Here is an 18,961-nt window from a genome sequence, read left to right on the forward strand (position 1 = left end):
TTAATAGGATATGTTTTTCAATATTAATTATACCACATATGGTACAAATGTACACATATTGATTGTATTGTAGTATGCATGGATGATTTCGCATGAATTGAATTGCCGGGATTTCACGTGTCATTTTCTGCTGTTGTTTGCGCGTTTCAGCCATAGTTCCGGTATCAGCTTGCACGTGTTTCGGCGCGGGGTTGCATGTTTGGGGCCTGAGTTCGCACGTTTGAAGGCCCAGTTCGCACGTTTCACGCCCAAGTTCGCACGTTTGGAGGCCCAGTTCGCACGTTTGGAGGCCCAGTTCGCACGTTTCACGCCCAAGTTCGCGCGTTTGAAGCCTTAGTTCGCGCGTTTCACCTGCAAGTTCGCACGTTCTGCCACTAATCCCGCACGTCCCTCGCCAGAACCCGCGCCCTCTACCACATGTCCCGCACCTCAACTCACCACACGCATTACCATCAAATCAATCATCCACCACAATATACGTCACTTCCACTGGCCCGTGCACGCCGACGATCAGGTTCATTTCGATGTCGGCGCTGTTGCTTGGGCCGGTTACGAAGCTTACGCAGGATGACACGTCATTGCCTTTTGCATTCTCCGCGTCGATTTGCTGCGTCGCCTGGGTCATGCGTGGCACAATGGTACTTTTCGGGATGATTGCGATATACGCTCTTGGCATCAGGCTGATGGAGCGGCCGTTGTGTTTGTTGTTGAATAACGTAACGGTGCCGGATTCGGCAAGCGTGATGTCACTGAACGATATGCCGACATCGGCCTGCTCGGCAACGCGCATGTTTTTCTCACCTTTTGTCTCGTCCCAATGATGAACGTCATTACCTTCCGCACCCAAAATACTGTACAGTTCATCCAGACCAAAAGTTTTATTCCGCGAGTCGTTCGATGCGACGATTTTTTTACCATCAAATTCATCTATGGTCTCGCGCAGCACCGTCAGCAGGCCTTCCCTATCAGTTCGTTTAAAATTTGTGTGGATGACGCTGCAATGCTCCTGCAACACGTCCACCAGCTCATCTTTTGTCGCGCCGGCAAGCACTTCATCTTGCGGGCGAACGCTCCAATTCGGGCGCTCCACCCCTTCCCGCCGGCGTGGGCGTCCCATTTTAGTTGCGAGATTATCAAGGAAAGATTCTCTGTTTTGAATCGTCATTTCGCGCGTCCCTCCTTGTTGCGTTTTTTGTACCAGGACCGGAATGTCTGCCGGGCTGGTGCAGGAAAATCACGGTTGACCGTCCAGTCGCTTAACGGACCAGGGCCATTGGAAATGTTTTCGTCCCTTGACCACGGCTTCATCGCGGTTCGTGCCACGGATGCGCTCATTTTATATGCGGCCGGACTTGATCCCCATTTGGCGAAACCTTTCATCGCGATTTGCTCGGATACGGGAACCATGCCTTCTTCTTCCACGATGATTTGTCGGTGCCGGATCAGCTGTTCATGCAGCGGAATTTTTACCGGACAAACTTCGGTACACGCGCCGCATAGTGATGATGCGTACGGCAATTCCTTATGATCTTCGTAACCGTCCAGCAGCGGGGTCAGAACTGCGCCGATTGGACCGGGATAAACCGACCCATATGCATGACCGCCGACATGACGATAGACCGGACAGACATTAATACACGCCGCACAACGGATGCAATGCAACGCTGATTGAAATTCCGTTCCTAAAATTTTCGAGCGGCCATTATCGACAATGACGAGATGGTAATCTTCAGGACCATCTGTCTCCCCTTCCAAGCGGGTACCGGTAATCGATGTCACGTAGCTGGTCAGTTTTTGCCCGACCGCCGCGCGGGTTAGCAAGCTGACCAGTACATCAAGGTCCTCCCATGTCGGCACGATCCGCTCCATTCCCATCACGGAAATTTGTGTGTCCGGCACACTCGTGACCATACGGGCGTTTCCCTCGTTTGTCACAAATGTCACCGCGCCGGATTCGGCAACGGCAAAATTACAGCCGGTGATGCCGACATCAGCCGACATAAATTCCTTACGCAGCTGTTCGCGGGCAAACGAAGCCAGTTCTTCCGGATCTTCCGTTTTGTTGTAGCCCTTTTTCTGTTCAAACGTTTCGCGGACCTGTTCCTTATTTTTATGAATGGCAGGCGCGACGATATGTGATGGCGGATCCTCATCCAGCTGCAAAATCCATTCGCCCAGATCGGATTCGACCACATCCGCACCGACCTCTTCCAATGCTTCATTCATGCCGATTTCTTCCGTCACCATCGACTTCGACTTGACCACTTTTTTGGCGTTCTTTTCCTTGATGACGTTTTGAATGTATTCGTTCGCTTCTTCAGGGGTTTCGGCAAAAAATACATTCCCGCCGCGTTCGGACACATTGTCACTCAAAAGCTGCAAATAGTAATCGATATTTTCCAATGTATGCGTCCGGATTTCCTCGCCCAGTGTGCGCCAATCTTCCCAATTGCCAAGCTCATCCGCCTGTTTTTGCCGGCCGTCCCGGAAACGACCCTGTGCAGAAGAAACGGCCTGACGCATAAAGTCATTTTCCACCCCTTCCGCAACGCGTTCATTATACGGGGCATCCCCTATTTTAATACCCAAAGCGCTTCCCTCCAGTTGAAAAATTGTAGTAGCTTCTTGTGTAAAAAATTAACGATTCAAAATCTCCGCAATATGCACGACTTTGACATCCTTGCCTTCCCGTTTCATACGACCGCCGATATTCATCAGACAGGCCATGTCACCACCAACCAAATATTCCGCACCAGTTTCCGAAACATGACGCGATTTTTCTTTGACCATTTCACCGGATATGACCGAATTTTTCACGGCAAATGTTCCGCCAAATCCGCAGCAATCTTCCTTAAGGGGGAGTTCAATCACCTCAGCCCCTTGCACATGATTCAGCAGTGTCATCGGGGCATCTTTCACGCCAAGAATCCTCGTCATGTGGCAGGATGGATGGTACGTAATTTTTCCCCTGAATGTCGAGCCAACGTCTGTAACACCGAGCACATCAACCAGAAATTGGGTCAGCTCATATGTTTTGGCTGCGAGCTTGTTCGCCTCTTCCTCCCAGACGATATCACCCTTGAAAACTTTCGGATATTCCTGAATCATGCCCACACAGGAACCCGATGGCCCGACAACATAATCCGAAAACTGAAAAGCCTTGATCATTTGTTTCATAGATTGCTTGGCATCTTCCAAATAACCGCTGTTGAATGCCGGCTGCCCGCAGCACGTCTGCGCCTCCGGAAACTCAACCTCACAGCCAACCTTCTCCAGCAGTTCCACGGTATCTTTCCCAACGTTTGATGAAAAAATATCGCACATACACGTAATAAACAACGAAACTTTCAATCTTGACACCTCCGTATTTTAAAAAGCAGGTCATCATATGTCTTGCATAAGTGAAAAGACTTTATGATGAATAAAGCCTGATAGAATTTTGATAGTTGGCGCGAGCAGGGGTTTACGCTTGCTCAATTTCACTTGCTGCTCGATCGATTCCGGTGCCACCTCGATCGATTCCAGTGCTCCCTCGCTCGACTTCGAGTGCTTTTCGCTCGATTCAGATGCTGCCCCGCTCGATTAAAAACTCATCCACCACAACAACACCCTCAATCAATATACTCCGCTATAACCCGCTCCACGCCTACCAAATGATTCAGCATCGCATCTTTTGCCCCATCAGGATTGCGGGATTTTATTCCTGCCACGATCTGCTCGTGTTCCTTATACAGCTGCTGGCTCTTTTCCTCAGAATACAACACCAGGCGGCGGGTCTCCCGCATGGATTCCACCATGATATCCGAGACACTGCTCATCAAATTGATCAGCATGTCATTATGGGACGCTTTGGCGATGGCCAGATGAAAATCGAGATCTGCCTTCTCGCCCACATCTCCTCTTCCCTTGGCACCTTTCATATCCATGAGTGCTTTTTCGATTGGCTCCAATTCATGCGGCAAATGGTTCTGGGCAGCCAATTCAACCGCACCAACCTCCAGAATCTTCCGGACTTCGGACAATTCTTTTATATCGTCCCGCTTCATGATCAAAGCCGTTGCGACAGGCAAGGAAAATTTGGACGCGTCAAACTCCTTAATGTAGGTTCCTTCTCCCTGACGCATTTCCACGATTCCCATGGCCCGCAGCCCGCTCAATGCTTCCCGGATTGCGGAGCGGCTGACATCAAAGCTTTTCGCCAGCTGCTCCACAGAATCCAGCTTGTCACCAGGCTGAAGTTCACCTGACTTCAGCATCTCGATGAATGAATCGGATACTTCTTCATATATTTTACGCGTTTTGATCGGTTTGATATCCAATAGTATGTTCCACCTTACCACTTATTCGTTACACCAAGTTTACTTGAAAGAAATCGAGAATGAAAGTGGCCTTTCCTGAAACGGCGCAACTTACAAAATACTCATGATGATCAACCCGCCAATACCTGCCAAAATGCCGTATCCAATCGCCGGGATCAATGTTTTGCGGATGACATCACCTTCTTTGCCGTTCATCCCAACGACCGTGGAAGCCGCCACAACATTGTGCACGCAAATCATATTACCGGCTGAAGCACCAATTACCTGCAGTGCAAGGATAATTTGCGTGTTCATCCCTGTTTGGTTCGCCACACTGTACTGAATTGGTGAAAAAGTCAGCGTTGACACCGTATTGCTGCCGGTTATAAATGCACCCAATTCACCTAAGAACGGAGCAACCATAACCCAGCCCGATCCAAATGTCGCTGCCAGTGCTTCAGCAATATATTGCGGCATACTGATGAGATCGTTTGCATTGATACCCGAGTTCGTAAACACCTGTACCAGTGTAAGCGTCGAAAACAAGGTCACCCCCGCCGTTAGAATGGACTTCAGCGATTCTTTGGATGCCTTGGCAAAATTGGAAAAAGACTTGCGCTGGATAATCACCGCGAATACCGCAGCCAGGACCAGCACTGTTCCCGGCGAATATAACACTTCCCAACCGGATGTCACACCCTCAAACCCGAGGATATTTTTCCAGGTCAGATCTACATACTTTAAGGTGAATTCTTTGATCGGATCGATGATTCTCGTAATCAGCAACAGCCCAACCACGACCAAATACGGAGACCATGCCTTAAGCAGGCTCATTTCTGATTTCTCCGCTTTCACTTCAAAACCATCCCGCACTGCATCCTTCCATGCCGTTTTTGGCATCAGGAAACCTTTTCTGGTAGTAAATGTCGCCACCAACAGCCCGGTTAACGATGCTAAAATTGCGACAAATTCCTGCCCAAACAGTACCGCATATAATAACGCCGAACCCGTGTAAACCACGCCAATCAGCAGTGCCCATGGAGCCAATTCAAACACATTTTTCATGCTTTTCTTTTTTCCAAAAAACATCGTCAAAATAACAACCAGGATAAGCGGTACAAAGGTTCCGGCAAATAAATCGATCAGCGTCACCTTCACACCGATTTCATTAAAAAATTCCAAATTCGCCCCCGGAATGTTACTCAGTCCAATTTGAATCGGTGTACCCACTGCGCCAAATGACACCGATGAACTGTCCGCAATCAACGCCAGCGCAGCCGCAGCCATCGGATTGAAACCAAGCGCAACCATCAACGGACCAGTCACGGCTGCCGGTGTTCCGAATCCAGCCGCACCCTCAATCAGTGCGCCAAACAGAAAGCCGACGATAATTACTTGGACCCGCATATCACTGGAAATATTACGGAATCCTTCATTAATCCGGTCCACCGCACCCGTATGCTGCAATGTGTTCAGCAGTACAATCGCACCGAACAAGATTAATAGAATCGTTAACGCCTTATGTATCCCCTGTAAAATCGAAGCGGTTACAATTCCGCCGCCCATTCCCCAAACAAGCAGAGCCAGCACAATGACAATAATGGCACTGAAAAACATCCCCTTAATTGCCGGCTGCCTGAAAATAACCAGAAAAACAAACGGCGCAATAATCGCACTTAACGCCACCAATAATAACAATGTTCAACATCCTCCCCTAAATTCGTAATCGCTTACAATAGCTCATAAAAAAACTTTCTCTATCAACTGGTCATCTGATGACCTTATAATAAGAATACTTTACAATCTGTGTGGAAATTTGTCAAATGGTTGTCGGAAATTTTTAAAGGGAGGGATGGAGACTTATATCCGTTGCGCGTCTGCTGGCGGATCCGCATTATTGTCTCTGTTTTTGCTTCTCGTAGTTTTCAATCAGTTCTTTTATAAATTTGCTGGGTTCTGGAGGATAATCAATAAAATTCATGAATTGTTTATATTCTTTTTCAGAATCAGTCTTACTGAAGTCATTTTCAGCACCTCCTTAGCACATTTTATTTAATTGTATAATACCAAATTAGATACAAATCAGGCCAGCACGAGGGGAACTCACACTGGCCTTTAAAAAATTATTTACACCAACTCAATATCTTCTACATTGCGCTCCACAACCCGGGCGCCTTTGATCGATACAATCTCACCGCCGGACGTTGAGAATGCGTTCTGGTTGATGATTTCATCCATTGCCGCTTTTACTGCAGCAGGATCAACCGGCTCAATCGGTTTATCTAATGAATATGTGACAGTCTTCCCCAACTCATTCAAAAATTTAAGCTCAAGCTTTTTCATTGTCGTTCCTCCTCCCTCTCCTTATTTCGACTGCAATGCCGATGTGGTAATCCAATTTTTCTTCCGTTTTCATCCGTACTCCGGAATCAACCTGGCCAACTACATTTACGCCTGCGTGATTTCGGAATTGTCCTTACGCTCGATGTTAACGAGCGGACGCTGCTGCAGTGGTGCAACAGCATCTGCAATCGCAAATAACTGATCTGCGGTTGCTTCTGTTTTCACGTTATTGAAACTTTTGGATTTGAAGAGCTGCTTGCCGGACTCTGGATCCAATCCATCGTCAAGAATCAAACTCAGCCGCGAAGCCACCATTTGTGCTACTGCCATGTCGTTCACCTCCCTTCACCCTATAAATCGTGAGCCAGTGAAATAAGGGGGCAGCTATTTGGGGAAAAATATTTTTATGTGAACATACCACTTTTTTGGTTTGGAGGTACGATTGTAAAAGAAAAAAGATATTTTCTGCTTTAGCAGAAAATGACCTTATGGAAGTGGGTTTGATGGATGGGAAATGGTTATTATTGTTCGTTGAGGATGTTGGGGTACTGTTAAAAAGAACGATTGTGCACGCTTGGGGGGAGGGTTCGCACGTTTGAGACGGAGGTTCGCACGTTTTGAGCTGAGTTCGCACGTTTGGGACGGAGATTCGCACGTTTGAGCCAGGACTTCGCACGTTTAACTGAACTTCCTATTCATCACGCTGCTGGGCAGGTGCTGAGAATCCGCTCAAAATAAAAAGCCAGCTCCATAGCTAGCTTCTTTTCAAAAACACCCGCATCATAAATTCAAATACTTTCAAAATACGCTTGAAGCGGAATGGCTGTTTCAGCAGGCGGTAGAGCCACTCGAGATTAAGCCGGATCCAGAAGTCGGGGGCGCGTTTGACTTCGCCGGCGAGAACATCAATCGATCCGCCGACACCCATAAACACACCTTTATCGAAAGTGTCGAAATGGCGGGCGATCCATAATTCCTGGCGGGGCAGTCCGAGTGCCACCAGCACGATGTCGGCTCCAGACGTGCGGACCTCTTCCACCACGGACGGATCATCCATGTCAAAAAAACCGTGATGGCGTCCAGCAATATGTAAGTCAGGGTACTCCCGTTCCGCTGCAGCAACAGCTTTCCGGTTCACTTCTTCCGTGGCTCCGAGAAAATAACAGCTCAGCCGCTGTTCATTCGCATATGCCAGCAGATCGCGCATGACATCATATCCGGCGACACGCTCCTGCATCGGCTGTTTCATATATTTTGCCGCAATCAGGATTCCTGCACCATCGGGGATGACGTAATCAGCGGCTTTCACAGCGTCCCGGTACTCCCGGTCTTCCCGTGCACGTATGGAAATTTCTGGATTGCCTGTTACAATAAAACACTTTTCCTCATTTTGCAGATGCTTATGCAGCACATTGTTCAGGAAATTTTCCTGTGTGGTATTAATAAAGTCCAGATTCATAATCCGCACCGTATCGACATTTTCGTTCATTTTTTGCAACCTTTCTGCATCGTGTTTCGTCTAAATTTGTTGAAATGGGATTGTAATAAAAAATAAATTTACTATAAATCAGATTCATAGTAAAATTAACGTTAGCCTTTTATTAAGATAATGTAAATGAATCAATGACTTTTGAATTATAATATCATTAAACGGTTTTTTTTCCTAATAAATATAAAGTAAAATTTAAAAGAGGAGAAATTTTTACATGAATAATGATACGCGGGTAGTTAGACGAACGAAGAAACGGAAACTGCGGAAACGGGTTTACTTTATTCTGATTCCGTTACTGTTGGTTTTTATCGGGCTGAGTTACGCTGGGTATTTGTACGCCAAAGCCGAATCGACCCTGTCTGATTCCTATCAAAATCACGGCCGGGAAAAATCGGATTTGCGTGAATCAGCGGTCGATCCGTTAAAAGATAATATTTCCATCCTGATTGTTGGTGTTGATGCTAGTGACGTCCGCAACAACAAGAACAACTCCAGAACCGACACACTGATGCTTGCGACTTTGAACAAAGATAAGAAAAGTGTCAAGATGGTCAGCATTCCACGTGACTCATACGTGTACATTCCGGAAGTCGGCTACAAGACCAAAATCAACCATGCCCATGCATATGGCGGAATTCCAGCAACGATTGACACGGTCGAACGGCTCATGGATATTCCGGTCGACTATTATGTAAAGCTGAATTTTGACGCGTTCATCGAAGTGGTTAATGCAGTTGGCGGGATCAAGGTTGATGTACCATACGAATTGTATGAACAGAATTCCCAGGATAAAGAACGTGCGATTCACCTGATGCCTGGCGAACAGAAATTAAACGGTGAAGAAGCGCTCGCCCTGGCCCGGACCAGAAAACTCGACAATGACATCGAGCGCGGCAAACGGCAGCAGGAAATTATCAAAACGGTCATCAAAAAGGCGATTTCGATTAATTCGGTTCTAAAATTTGACGATATCATTGAAGCGGTCGGCTCGAACATGACAACAAACATGTCGTTTGATGAAATGAAAAGCCTGATTTCTTATGGCACCGGTGAAGGCAGCCTTGGCTTTGATACGTACACACTGGAAGGGCACAATTATCAGCCCGACGGTACGTATTACTGGCAGCTGGATGAGGTTGCATTGTCCGAAACGAAACAAATGCTTAAACAGCACCTTGAACTTGAAACAACAGCAACTGCCGATGGATCCAATGAAGAAACGTCGGCAACGGATGATGATGAGTCCTTTAACTATTAGAAAACTGCCAGCCTGAACAGGACTGCAGCAATGAAATCAAAAAGCCTGAACCTTATGTACCAAAAGGTTCAGGCTTTTTTTTAATAAAAACAAAGGCCCAAGTCCTCACGTTTTTTCTGCGATTAACCTTCTAAAAACGTATTTTTTTATAGCATCAGCATTCCTTCCAAATACCTACCACATTATCATTCGGCGGTTATGTGGGATACGAAATTTTTAATCCTGTACAACTAAAGTAGCATATTAGATGAATAAATAACCTAAAAGCGACATATCAATGGAATTGTGTTCATTTTAGAGAAGAGGTGAGCTGAATATGTTCTCTCAAAAGAAGGAAATCAGGCGTTGTGAGGACGTATGATTTAAAATTCCTGAATAATTAGGCTCAAAAAGATGATGAAAGGATAGGTGATAGTGAAAAAAGCACTGTTTATCGTTTTAATGGTTTTGTTGCTCATCGGATCATCAAGTGTATTTATCTATGCGAAAACTGGAGAAGGTGTTCCCAACTGGTTTGACAACGCCTCGCAAAAAGTGAAAAAGGAAATGCAGACAAATTTACCAGAAACGTTTTCAGTTGGATTATCCAAGGCAGAAAAAGAATCTTTTTTTAATAAAAGCAACGAAAAGATTACACTGTTTCAGCTGTTAACGATTACGAACTCCAAAGAAGAAATCGAAAATCATCAACAGGATTACCTTTCTCAATTAACAGAATCGAAAAAAGACCTGAATAAAAGCGAACTCAACGAATTTTATCAAAAACAAAAACAGGAAGTGAAAACGGAAATCGAGGAAGATGTCGAAGTGTTTTTAGAAGATTTGCTGGACGAATGAGATTTTAATGGAACTACATAGTTCATTAAAATAAAAAAATGTTGAGAGGAAGATTTACAGATGAAATTAGGTTTGAAAACAGTTAAAGGAAAAATTATTGCAGGAACAGCAGCAGGAAGCCTGGTTCTGGGCGGAGGTTTTGCTTTTGCAAACACGGATGCGGGGCAAGCGTTACAAGATTGGTACAATGGCCAATTTAATTCTGCTGTTCAAGATAGTAAAGAAGATGCAGCTGCATATGGTGCATCCCTTCTCCCGGGACTTGCACAGGAATACAATGGGCTGAAATCTGATGCAAAAACCGATATCAACGAAACAGCTGACAGTGAAACAACGGATGCGAAAAATGCGATTAACTCCGCAAAAGAAGATCACATGGAAGCTGTTACAGCTAAAAAAGAAGAACTATTATCCGAGGCGGAAAAAGCGTTTTATGATGTGTATATGGATGCTTGGCTTCAAATACAGAATCTTGGTGATCAAGGATATGCGTATGCTGAAAATGACCTGACCAAATACACTGGTGACACGGGAAGCAAAGCTGTATCGCAAGTAAAAACTGATCTGGATGCTGCAAAAGAAAATGCAGTGTCGGAACTAGAGGAAGCAATCGAAAATGCTAAAGGTGAACTTCAAGCTGATTTAGATGATCGGGAAGCAAATCTAACACATAATCTGAAGAACCAAATTGACTTTGAAATTAATGAAGTGCGCGGAAAAGTTGAAACATTATTAGAAGATCTTGTTGCAGAACAACAATCCATCATCGCTTCGAAAGCCCAGGAACTGGAAAATGGTGCAATCGATGCTTTAGACGAAGTAGTAGCTGGCATTGATGGAACAGATGGCAAGTAATTAAAAGCGTTGAGGTCTCTCTCAATGAGGGGCCTCGGCTTTTTAATATGGAGGTTTTATGATGAAGAAGCGAACGGAAACGTACAAAAGAAAAAAGAAGCCTATCGCATTAAAACTTCTAATCGGCTTTGCTTTGTTTTTTGTCATCGTTGGGAGCAGTTTAAACGTTGCCTTTGCAGATAAAGATATCGGAGCCATTATCACAAACTGGTTTGATCAACAAGAAACCGCCGCAATAAATGAAATAAGAGAGACAGTGGCATCTGAACAAGCAAAACAGACAAAACGATTAAAACACACTCTGAAAAACGAAATTAAAAACGCCGAAGAGGAATTACATAAACAAATAAAAAGTGAAAAGAAAAAAAGAATAAAAGCTATACAGAAACACACAGATAATTTGATTCAAAACTTCGATATCGATAACGCGCAAAAGAAAAAAAGGGTGATTAATCAATTACATGCTATTCAACAGAATGCAATTGATAAAATGAATGCTGTCCATCAACAAACCAATCTGCAAACCGAACAAAATAATGAATCGGGAGAGAAGCCAAAACAAACGCACAATCAAAAGAAAGAGGATTCAACTTCAACCAATGAAAAAAAGCAGCAGTCAGATACAAAACACGCTGCCAATTCATCAGACAAGAAATCATTGGATGATGCAGAAGATAAGGAGAAATCCACTAAAACAAAAAAGACTACGGACACCAATACAGAAAAGAAAGCTGGTAAAAAATGACCGAAAATGTGCACGAATTAGCGTTAAACAAGAAGCAATCAGATGACATAGCGAAAGAAAAATCTGGTTGGATCGGCTGGTTGTTGTTTATTGTATCCATTGCTGCTGTATTTTTTGTTTTCCGGTTTGTGATTGGCATAACCATTATCAATGGTAACTCGATGAGCCCAACGATAAGTGACGGGGATGTCATTCTAACCAGTGATATGTTTTATACTCCAGAGCGAAATGATATTGTGATTTTTCGTGACGGGGATGGTTATGATGTCATTAAACGGATAATTGGTCTGCCAAACGAGACAATAGCGATACAAAACGGGGTAATTCTTGTAGACGGAGAACCAATTGAAAGTGAGTTTGCAACTGGAATACCACATGATATGCCTGAAAAAACAGTTGATAGCGGATCTTATTTCTTAATAGGCGATAATCGAACACCTGGAGAAAGTCTGGATAGCAGAAATAGCGAGATAGGATCCATCTCCAAAGAAAAGATACAAGGTCAAGCGATACTATCATTACTTCCCTTTGGATTCATGACGGTTATCCTAAAATAAAAGGCTGGAAAAATAAAAAGTGTAACTCAAAAGACGATAATTTAGAGACCAGCGTAGGAAATATACGTAGACTCCTGCGGGAAGAGAGGCCTAGATGAGACCCCGCAGTGCGACGAGCACTACTTCAACCGAATCCGCTACGAGTTGCGAGGAGTGCTGCCTCTCCGAATATGCTTGCAACACGACGAGCACCAAGCACGAGGAGGGCTCAACAGCCGCCCGCGGTAAAGAAGACACAGGGAAAGTGATTTTCTTGGGCTGATGTCGCACTTATGCTCGAAAGTGAAAGCGAAGTATATTTCCGGAGCGGCAGAGCTTACCATTAATTCGTTTTTCATTTATTCTGATTTACGCCGGATAGCGTTCATCATTTTTGTCAATGGCTTGAAATTGCTGTTAATCAGTTCGAGATTTTCGATTAAAAATTGAATAGCGATAACCGCAATCAGGAAGATCAGCACCGCACCCCAGACCGTCGTCATCGAAAACAGCACAGCAGCCAAATTAAACATGATGCTGAGCCCATACAAAAGCAGGACAGTCTGCCGGTGGGTAAACCCTGTTCGGACGAGACTGTGATGCAGATGTGAACTGTCTGGTTTGGTCAAGGGCTGTTTATTAATTTTCCGCCTGACAATTGCCAGGATGATGTCGGAGAGCGGAACCCCCGCAATGAAAATCGGGATAATGAATGAGATAATCGTAACATTTTTAAACCCGAGCAGCGCGAGTACGGCAATCATGAATCCAAGAAACTGTGAGCCGGTGTCCCCCATAAATATTTTGGCGGGAAAAAAATTGTACCGCAAAAAACCGACAGTACTGAAAAAAAGAATCAGTGCCATCGTGGCAACGTATACCTGGTTCATCGAGATGGCCATCATGGCAATTGTAAACAAGGCAATCGCCGAAACACCCGCTGCAAGCCCGTCCAGTCCATCAATCAAATTCATCGCATTGGTCAGTCCTAGAATCCAAACAATCGCAACAATGGAGCTGAGAAAGCCCAGCTCAACTTGGCCGGCAAATGGCAGGTTGACAAGTTCCACCTGCAATCCGCCCCAAAATACAACCAGCAATGCTGCTGCAAGCTGAAAGACGAACTTGATTTTCGGAGTAAGGTTGTACACGTCATCCACGATACTGTGCCCGATAATAATGAATGATGCCACTACAATTGACACATGGTATTCATTATACGGCTGCAAAATGACCAGGCCAACCAGAAAGCTGGTGAAAATAACCAGGCCGCCAAGGGTCGGAATTGGGTCTGTATGTACTTTTCGGTGATCCGGTTTATCTGTGGCTTTAATTTTCAATGCGAATTTTATAAACATCGGTGTGATGATTAACGAAACAAGCATCAGTAAAAAGGCTAAAATCCCGATTTTTAGCACTTAGCCCACCTCAATTTACTTTCCTGACGTATTGGACGTTTTATAGAGGTTGTTCAACAAGTCCGGCAAAAAATTGCGTTGAATTTCTTCACTGCACTTTTTGTCTTCCTCTTTTTGAACGCGTACTTATATAAATATTCGTTACCGTTTTTTATTTTCCGCTCGCTCTGAACCGATAATTGTCCACATTTAAATATACATTATAAATCTCTTCAGCGAAAGACTGCACGGAAAATTTTCCGGAAGCATGTGTAAAAAGTTCTTCCCCTATTAGTTGTAACATACCCTTTTTCTTCAATAGTAAAGCGTCCAGCATCGCCCGGTGTAATTGCTGCGGGTCGCCGGGCGGGACTTTCCAGCCGTGTTTTTTACCCTGAATCAGCTGTCCGACCCCGCCGACATCGGTGGCAATGACCGGCGTGTTCGCCCTGGCCGATTCCAGCAAAACAAGCGGGAAACTTTCACTGAACGACGTGAGCATCGTAATATCGGCGATTTGGTAAAAAGTATCGACCTGCTGCTGATGACCAAAAAAATGGACATTTTTGCTGATGTTCAGGTCATTAGCAAGCAGCTTCAACCGGGTAAGCTGGCTTCCCTCACCCAGCAAAACAAGCTGGCATTCGGGATGTTTGGCAGCAAGTTCGGAAAAAGCCTTTAGTGCGATATCATGTCCTTTGATTGGTTCCAGACGCGCCACCATCACTATAATAAAATCATCCTTGGAAAATCCGTAGTCCTGTCTGCTGGCGGGTCGCGGCAAATTTTTGTTAAAATCGATTCCATTCAATGCCGTGACAATCCGCTTATCGCGAAATCCCGCCTGGATCAAATTGGTCCGAAACGCTTCCGATATCGCGATAATCTGATCAGAGTTTTTCAGCACATGCACATTCACGCGGCTCAAAAAATTGCCGTACGTCCCCTTCCCCATGAAATCGTGAAACGGATCACTATGCACAGTTGCCACCCAGGTAAATGGCGTCATTTTTTTAAGTAAATTCGCATACACATTAGCACGCGGCCCATGTGTATGAATGATGTCAATTTGCTCTCTCTTAATGTAGTTTTTCATTTTCTGCAACAGCGGGATGCTCATTTTGATCCGGTTGGCAAAATGCACCGTGTTAATGCCCGCCCGTTGCGCCCGCTCCAGCAGCTCGCCTTTTTCCAGCACACCAAGCGTGAATTCACCGGATTTAAATGGACTCAAGGCATCGGGATTACCTGTTTCCGTCCTGGACATGACATTAAATTCGTTGAGCAACCCGAGAATATGGTGCATGCCGCCGCCTGTCTCATTCCCGGCATTTAAATGGAGTATCTTCATCCGATCAGCCGCCTTTTCACATTTATGATTCCATCATCAATATGTCCAAAGCAGGCAGGAAATATAAGTGTTTGATCATATGGGAAGCGCTGGCACCATTTGGGACACGGCCTTTCCGGTCCAGGAACAAACAGGGCTGGCTTAAATATCATGTTTTCAGCTTGGAACACGGCCCGCTACTATGAATATATGCGCCGAAGTTGTCCATAATTGTTATGTAATCATTAAGATTTGAGTCCTTACATCGGAGTGTTTACCATGACTTATCAAAAGTACGGTATCTTTTTGCTGCTTATTTATTTTCCGGTACGAACGTTATTGATCGAATTGATTCCAGTACTCCGATTCCTTGGTGATGTCGTCATCATCGGGATGTTTTTACATATATTTTTCCGGGATCCGGCAGGCTTATTAAAAAAATACCGCTTCACTGGATACTTTTTAGCCTTTATAGCAGTCGGGGCGGTTGTCGCCTTGTTAAACGGAGTCGAACCAATGGCGGTGGCCATACAGCTGCGGACGTTTGTCATGCCTTTTTTACTGATTTATATTGTCGGGGAAATGCGGTTGGATTCACCACGTGATTTTCTGCAGCAAGTCGTATCCATTTCATTTGTAATGGGCGTACTCGTTTCCCTGCACGGCCTGATTGCCAAAGTCTCGCACCGGACATGGCTGATGCCTGACAGCTGGGAAGCGTGGGACCTGGCCGCCATCAACAGCGGCAGGATTTACGGGGCAACCGGCAACCCAAACATTTTGGCAACCTATTTATGTATCGTATTCTTTCTGGTGATTTTTTTCCGCCGGCGATTTACATGGCATACATACGCCGGGCTGATCCTGATCGCCGGAACCGTGGTGCTCACCTATTCGCGCGGAACATTGCTGGCATTTGCGATTGGACTGGTCGTTGTAAGTTTGCTTAAGCAGAACTGGCGGATGATCGGACGGACGGCATTTGCCTTCGCGGTGGCGGTATTGCTCATTTTTTTTCCAGCAAACGCCATGTCCATGCTGACGTCTGATGGAAGGCAGGCGCCCGCCGAGGATGTTTCGAATACAGAATCAATGGATGCCAGCCTGTTTGTCGAGCGATTTTTAGAGATGTTTTCCGGCGAGACGATTGAGAAGAGCATGGGCAGCGGACGGATTTATATTGTTTTGAAGGGAATGCAAATTTTCCTGGATCATCCCGTGGTCGGAACCGGGTTTGGCACATACGGCGACACCGCTTCCTTATTTTATGAATCCCCAATTTATGATGAATATGATGTCAGGGAAGGCATGTACACCGACAATCAATACATGCAGATACTGGTTGAAACCGGTGTGATCGGTGCGCTGCTTATGCTGTTGTTTTTCTGGCGGACAGCTGGCATGGGCGGTGAATTTTATTTCTTGATGCTTGTCGCCGGAACGATTGCAGGTATCGTTTATAATATTTTAGAAGATAAGACATTTGTGCTGTATTTGTTTATGTTTCTTGGATTGGGAGTGAGGTGGCGGTATGAGTAGGATGTTGCGATCGTTTGGCATCATTACTATCCTGTCCATCATCGGAAAATTGCTCGGATTCGGCCGTGAAGCTTTGATTGCTGCATATTTTGGAACATCGAAAGTTGCAGATGTTTTTTTTATGGCAAATATTATCCCGCTTATCATGTTCACAGCAATCGGCACTGCGATACAAGCTGGAATTATCCCACTTTATATAAAAGATAAGGAGCAAAATTTAGAGTTGGCCCGAAACAATCTGAATACGGTTGGTTCCGTTTTTATATGGACAGCAATTGGGTTTAGCTTGTTTACGTTTGTATTTGCGGATTCCATCATGCAGTTGCTGGCACCGGGATTTTCAAGTGAACAACTTGAATTGGGCACCACTTTGACAAGAACTCTTGCACCGACCATTGTATTTTTAACCTTCATGGCAATTTCAACAGGGGTTCTGCATTCACGTAAACATTTTCTATTACCTGCTCTTTCCCCTGCTGTGCAGAATGTTTTCGTCATCCTGGCAATCGTCTTTTTGTCAGTCCAATATGGTGTCATTGGTTTAACAGTGGGTGTGCTTTCAGGCGTATTCGTGCAGTTTATCATTCAATACACTCCACTGAAAAAATCCGGATTCCGCTTAAAGGTACATTTTACACCTGAACTAAGGCGCCGATTAGTTCTGTTCATTCCAATCATTGCTGCTGCCCTTTTTTTGCAGTTAAATGATGTCGTTGACCGAATCATTACATCCACCTTGTCATCGGGGAGCGTCGCCGCCATTAATTACGCTAGTCGGCTCGTCTGGATTCCTGTCAGTCTGATTATGACCCCATTGATTACAGTCTTTTATCCATCATTAGTGGAAAAAACATCTAAGCCAGGCGAAGGATTTATTCAGATGGTCAAGCGTGGGATGTTTTTAATATTTGTGATTGCCATCCCATTTGAAATCATCATGCTTCTGGAAGGAAAACAAGTCGTCGAATTCGCGTTCAAGCGGGGTGTGTTCGGGGATGAAGCATTGAAACTGACATGGAGTGCCTTCTTCTTTTTCGCAGTCGCCCTGCCATTTTTTGCAATACGAGACTTTTTAATGAATGCCCTTTATGCCGTACGCCGTTTCAAAGTGGCAATGTACGCATGCCTCATTGGACTTCTTATTAATGCCGGACTGAGTTTCCTGTTGGCATCATTAATAGGGATCGGTGGTGTCGCCCTTGCAACCAGTATATCGATGGTCATGACAGTAGCATTTTTATTTATTACACTGAAAAATTCATATGATTTCTCAGTAAATGACTTCATGTTGCGGATTTTTAAAGTTGTACTGATTTCCGTTGTCGTCTGGTTTGCAGGTTACGTCTTTGATTTTTCAATGGAAGCGGAATTTTTTAGGATTGCAGTTACAAGTTTAGCAGTATTTTTACTATATGGTGTACTGTTATGGTTGAGTGGTGTTGTGACACGGGCTGATATAATTGAATTCAGAAAAGAGGAATGAACTGTCAAAAGAGGTCCCACACATCATTTTTTTCTATACCATGAATAAATTATGTTATGCTTTTTAATAGAGAATTGGAGTGGTTAAACATGACGTTGAATTTTGCCCACCGCGGCTCATTGACAGAAGCACCGGAAAATACGATTCCAGCTTTTCAAAAGGCACTGGATTACGGCGCAAAAGCGATTGAATTAGATGTTCAGCTTAGCAAAGACAATCACCTGGTCATCTCCCATGATCATCATTTCCGGCGGTTCAACAGTAATATCACTGGTAATATAAAAGACTACATGCTGGACGAAATCAGACAGATTGATGTCGGTTCCGGATTTGGTGAAAAATTTGCAGGCACAACATTACCAACCCTTGAGGAAGTACTCGATATCACGCCTTCCAGCATCCTGTTAAATATTGAGATAAAAAATATTCCCGTAATCTATGATGGTATTGAAAAAATCCTGCTTGAAACACTTACCCGCCACAATCGAATAGATAATCTTATTATTTCCTCATTCGACCATGTGGCTTTAAAAAGGGTACAGGAAATCAATCCGGATATCCCGCTCGGCATGCTATTCTACTATCGCATCCTGAACGCATGGGACTATGCCAAAAACAGCGGACTCCATATCAGCAGCATTCATCCGAACCAAGTGTACACTGATCAAACGTTTGTTGAGGAGTGCAAGAAGCTGGGGTATAAAGTTTATCCGTATACAGTCAGTGATCAGGAACGTTATGAAGAATTGCTGGGCTTTGGAGTGGATGGAGTATTTTCGAATTCTCCGGGGATTTTTGGGGAGTAAGTATTTAGCAGCAACCTTTCAAAAATATAATTATACTTAAAT

At 44.7% G+C, this 18,961-nt stretch carries 18 protein-coding genes; 8 read left to right on the forward strand and 10 right to left on the reverse strand.

Going from position 1 to position 18,961, the window contains the following annotated elements:
- Positions 1-457 precede the first annotated feature (457 nt).
- The 8 genes from ABD010_RS11285 to ABD010_RS11320 form a co-directional block, all read right to left on the reverse strand.
- The gene (locus tag ABD010_RS11285) at positions 458-1,165 is read right to left on the reverse strand and encodes a LutC/YkgG family protein (RefSeq protein ID WP_343813078.1); all 708 of its coding nucleotides are present in this window, start codon (positions 1,163-1,165) and stop codon (positions 458-460) included.
- Entirely contained in the window at positions 1,162-2,589 is a 1,428-nt protein-coding gene (locus ABD010_RS11290; RefSeq protein WP_343813080.1) for a LutB/LldF family L-lactate oxidation iron-sulfur protein, read from the reverse strand. Before ABD010_RS11290 ends, ABD010_RS11285 begins: the two co-directional genes overlap by 4 nt.
- A gap of 48 nt (positions 2,590-2,637) precedes the next feature.
- Complete coding sequence (locus ABD010_RS11295) at positions 2,638-3,351, reverse strand: (Fe-S)-binding protein (RefSeq protein WP_343813082.1); 714 nt, start codon at positions 3,349-3,351, stop codon at positions 2,638-2,640.
- A 260-nt stretch (positions 3,352-3,611) separates the two neighbouring features.
- Positions 3,612-4,319 (reverse strand): FadR/GntR family transcriptional regulator, encoded by a 708-nt coding sequence (locus tag ABD010_RS11300; protein ID WP_343813084.1) that lies wholly within the window; start codon positions 4,317-4,319, stop codon positions 3,612-3,614.
- Positions 4,320-4,409: 90 nt separating this feature from the next.
- Complete coding sequence (locus tag ABD010_RS11305) at positions 4,410-5,996, reverse strand: L-lactate permease (protein WP_343813086.1); 1,587 nt, start codon at positions 5,994-5,996, stop codon at positions 4,410-4,412.
- 429 nt (positions 5,997-6,425) lie between these two features.
- Positions 6,426-6,641 (reverse strand): DUF2922 domain-containing protein, encoded by a 216-nt coding sequence (locus ABD010_RS11310; RefSeq protein ID WP_343813088.1) that lies wholly within the window; start codon positions 6,639-6,641, stop codon positions 6,426-6,428.
- 105 nt (positions 6,642-6,746) lie between these two features.
- On the reverse strand, positions 6,747-6,971 hold the full coding sequence (locus tag ABD010_RS11315; protein ID WP_343813089.1) for a DUF1659 domain-containing protein: 225 nt from the start codon (positions 6,969-6,971) through the stop codon (positions 6,747-6,749).
- Positions 6,972-7,395: 424 nt separating this feature from the next.
- Positions 7,396-8,130, reverse strand: coding sequence for a WecB/TagA/CpsF family glycosyltransferase (locus ABD010_RS11320; protein ID WP_343813391.1), 735 nt, complete (start codon positions 8,128-8,130; stop codon positions 7,396-7,398).
- 217 nt (positions 8,131-8,347) lie between these two features.
- On the opposite strand from ABD010_RS11320, the gene ABD010_RS11325 reads away from it, so the two are divergent.
- From ABD010_RS11325 to lepB, 5 genes are all read left to right on the forward strand, one after another.
- Positions 8,348-9,391 carry an LCP family protein gene (locus ABD010_RS11325; RefSeq protein WP_343813090.1) on the forward strand — a complete coding sequence of 348 codons (1,044 nt, stop codon included), beginning with the start codon at positions 8,348-8,350 and terminating at the stop codon, positions 9,389-9,391.
- A 414-nt stretch (positions 9,392-9,805) separates the two neighbouring features.
- Positions 9,806-10,228, forward strand: coding sequence for a hypothetical protein (locus ABD010_RS11330; RefSeq protein WP_343813091.1), 423 nt, complete (start codon positions 9,806-9,808; stop codon positions 10,226-10,228).
- A 60-nt stretch (positions 10,229-10,288) separates the two neighbouring features.
- Entirely contained in the window at positions 10,289-11,083 is a 795-nt protein-coding gene (locus ABD010_RS11335; RefSeq protein ID WP_343813092.1) for a hypothetical protein, read from the forward strand.
- 58 nt (positions 11,084-11,141) lie between these two features.
- Complete coding sequence (locus ABD010_RS11340) at positions 11,142-11,828, forward strand: hypothetical protein (RefSeq protein WP_343813093.1); 687 nt, start codon at positions 11,142-11,144, stop codon at positions 11,826-11,828.
- The gene (lepB, locus tag ABD010_RS11345; protein WP_343813094.1) at positions 11,825-12,385 is read left to right on the forward strand and encodes a signal peptidase I; all 561 of its coding nucleotides are present in this window, start codon (positions 11,825-11,827) and stop codon (positions 12,383-12,385) included. Before ABD010_RS11340 ends, lepB begins: the two co-directional genes overlap by 4 nt.
- A 338-nt stretch (positions 12,386-12,723) precedes the next feature.
- Here lepB and ABD010_RS11350 read toward each other — a convergent pair whose 3' ends face one another.
- Positions 12,724-13,782, reverse strand: coding sequence for a glycosyltransferase family 4 protein (locus ABD010_RS11350; RefSeq protein ID WP_343813095.1), 1,059 nt, complete (start codon positions 13,780-13,782; stop codon positions 12,724-12,726).
- A 151-nt stretch (positions 13,783-13,933) separates the two neighbouring features.
- Positions 13,934-15,112, reverse strand: coding sequence for a glycosyltransferase family 4 protein (locus ABD010_RS11355; RefSeq protein WP_343813096.1), 1,179 nt, complete (start codon positions 15,110-15,112; stop codon positions 13,934-13,936).
- A 258-nt stretch (positions 15,113-15,370) separates the two neighbouring features.
- Here ABD010_RS11355 and ABD010_RS11360 point away from each other — a divergent pair, with 258 nt between their 5' ends.
- The 3 genes from ABD010_RS11360 to ABD010_RS11370 all read left to right on the forward strand — a co-directional run bounded on the left by ABD010_RS11360 (position 15,371) and on the right by ABD010_RS11370 (position 18,919).
- Positions 15,371-16,630 (forward strand): O-antigen ligase family protein, encoded by a 1,260-nt coding sequence (locus tag ABD010_RS11360; RefSeq protein WP_343813097.1) that lies wholly within the window; start codon positions 15,371-15,373, stop codon positions 16,628-16,630.
- Positions 16,623-18,113, forward strand: coding sequence for a murein biosynthesis integral membrane protein MurJ (gene murJ / locus ABD010_RS11365; RefSeq protein WP_343813099.1), 1,491 nt, complete (start codon positions 16,623-16,625; stop codon positions 18,111-18,113). The genes ABD010_RS11360 and murJ overlap by 8 nt, the downstream gene beginning before the upstream one ends.
- Positions 18,114-18,202: 89 nt before the next feature.
- A complete protein-coding gene (locus tag ABD010_RS11370; protein ID WP_343813101.1) occupies positions 18,203-18,919 on the forward strand; it encodes a glycerophosphodiester phosphodiesterase in 717 nt (238 codons plus the stop codon).
- The last annotated feature ends 42 nt before the right edge of the window (positions 18,920-18,961 follow it).

The sequence above is a fragment of the Virgibacillus siamensis genome (assembly GCF_039522605.1).
Lineage (GTDB): Bacteria > Bacillota > Bacilli > Bacillales > Amphibacillaceae > Lentibacillus > Lentibacillus siamensis.

What these genes read in the sequence shown, in the direction of transcription:
- lepB (WP_343813094.1), top strand. Translation starts at nt 11,825, where the DNA reads ATGACCGAAAATGTGCACGAATTAGCGTTAAACAAGAAGCAATCAGAT.
- ABD010_RS11315 (WP_343813089.1), bottom strand. Translation starts at nt 6,971, where the DNA reads ATGGCAGTAGCACAAATGGTGGCTTCGCGGCTGAGTTTGATTCTTGAC.
- murJ (WP_343813099.1), top strand. Translation starts at nt 16,623, where the DNA reads ATGAGTAGGATGTTGCGATCGTTTGGCATCATTACTATCCTGTCCATC.
- ABD010_RS11325 (WP_343813090.1), top strand. Translation starts at nt 8,348, where the DNA reads ATGAATAATGATACGCGGGTAGTTAGACGAACGAAGAAACGGAAACTG.
- ABD010_RS11335 (WP_343813092.1), top strand. Translation starts at nt 10,289, where the DNA reads ATGAAATTAGGTTTGAAAACAGTTAAAGGAAAAATTATTGCAGGAACA.
- ABD010_RS11320 (WP_343813391.1), bottom strand. Translation starts at nt 8,130, where the DNA reads ATGAACGAAAATGTCGATACGGTGCGGATTATGAATCTGGACTTTATT.
- ABD010_RS11370 (WP_343813101.1), top strand. Translation starts at nt 18,203, where the DNA reads ATGACGTTGAATTTTGCCCACCGCGGCTCATTGACAGAAGCACCGGAA.
- ABD010_RS11310 (WP_343813088.1), bottom strand. Translation starts at nt 6,641, where the DNA reads ATGAAAAAGCTTGAGCTTAAATTTTTGAATGAGTTGGGGAAGACTGTC.
- ABD010_RS11360 (WP_343813097.1), top strand. Translation starts at nt 15,371, where the DNA reads ATGACTTATCAAAAGTACGGTATCTTTTTGCTGCTTATTTATTTTCCG.
- ABD010_RS11340 (WP_343813093.1), top strand. Translation starts at nt 11,142, where the DNA reads ATGATGAAGAAGCGAACGGAAACGTACAAAAGAAAAAAGAAGCCTATC.
- ABD010_RS11285 (WP_343813078.1), bottom strand. Translation starts at nt 1,165, where the DNA reads ATGACGATTCAAAACAGAGAATCTTTCCTTGATAATCTCGCAACTAAA.
- ABD010_RS11355 (WP_343813096.1), bottom strand. Translation starts at nt 15,112, where the DNA reads ATGAAGATACTCCATTTAAATGCCGGGAATGAGACAGGCGGCGGCATG.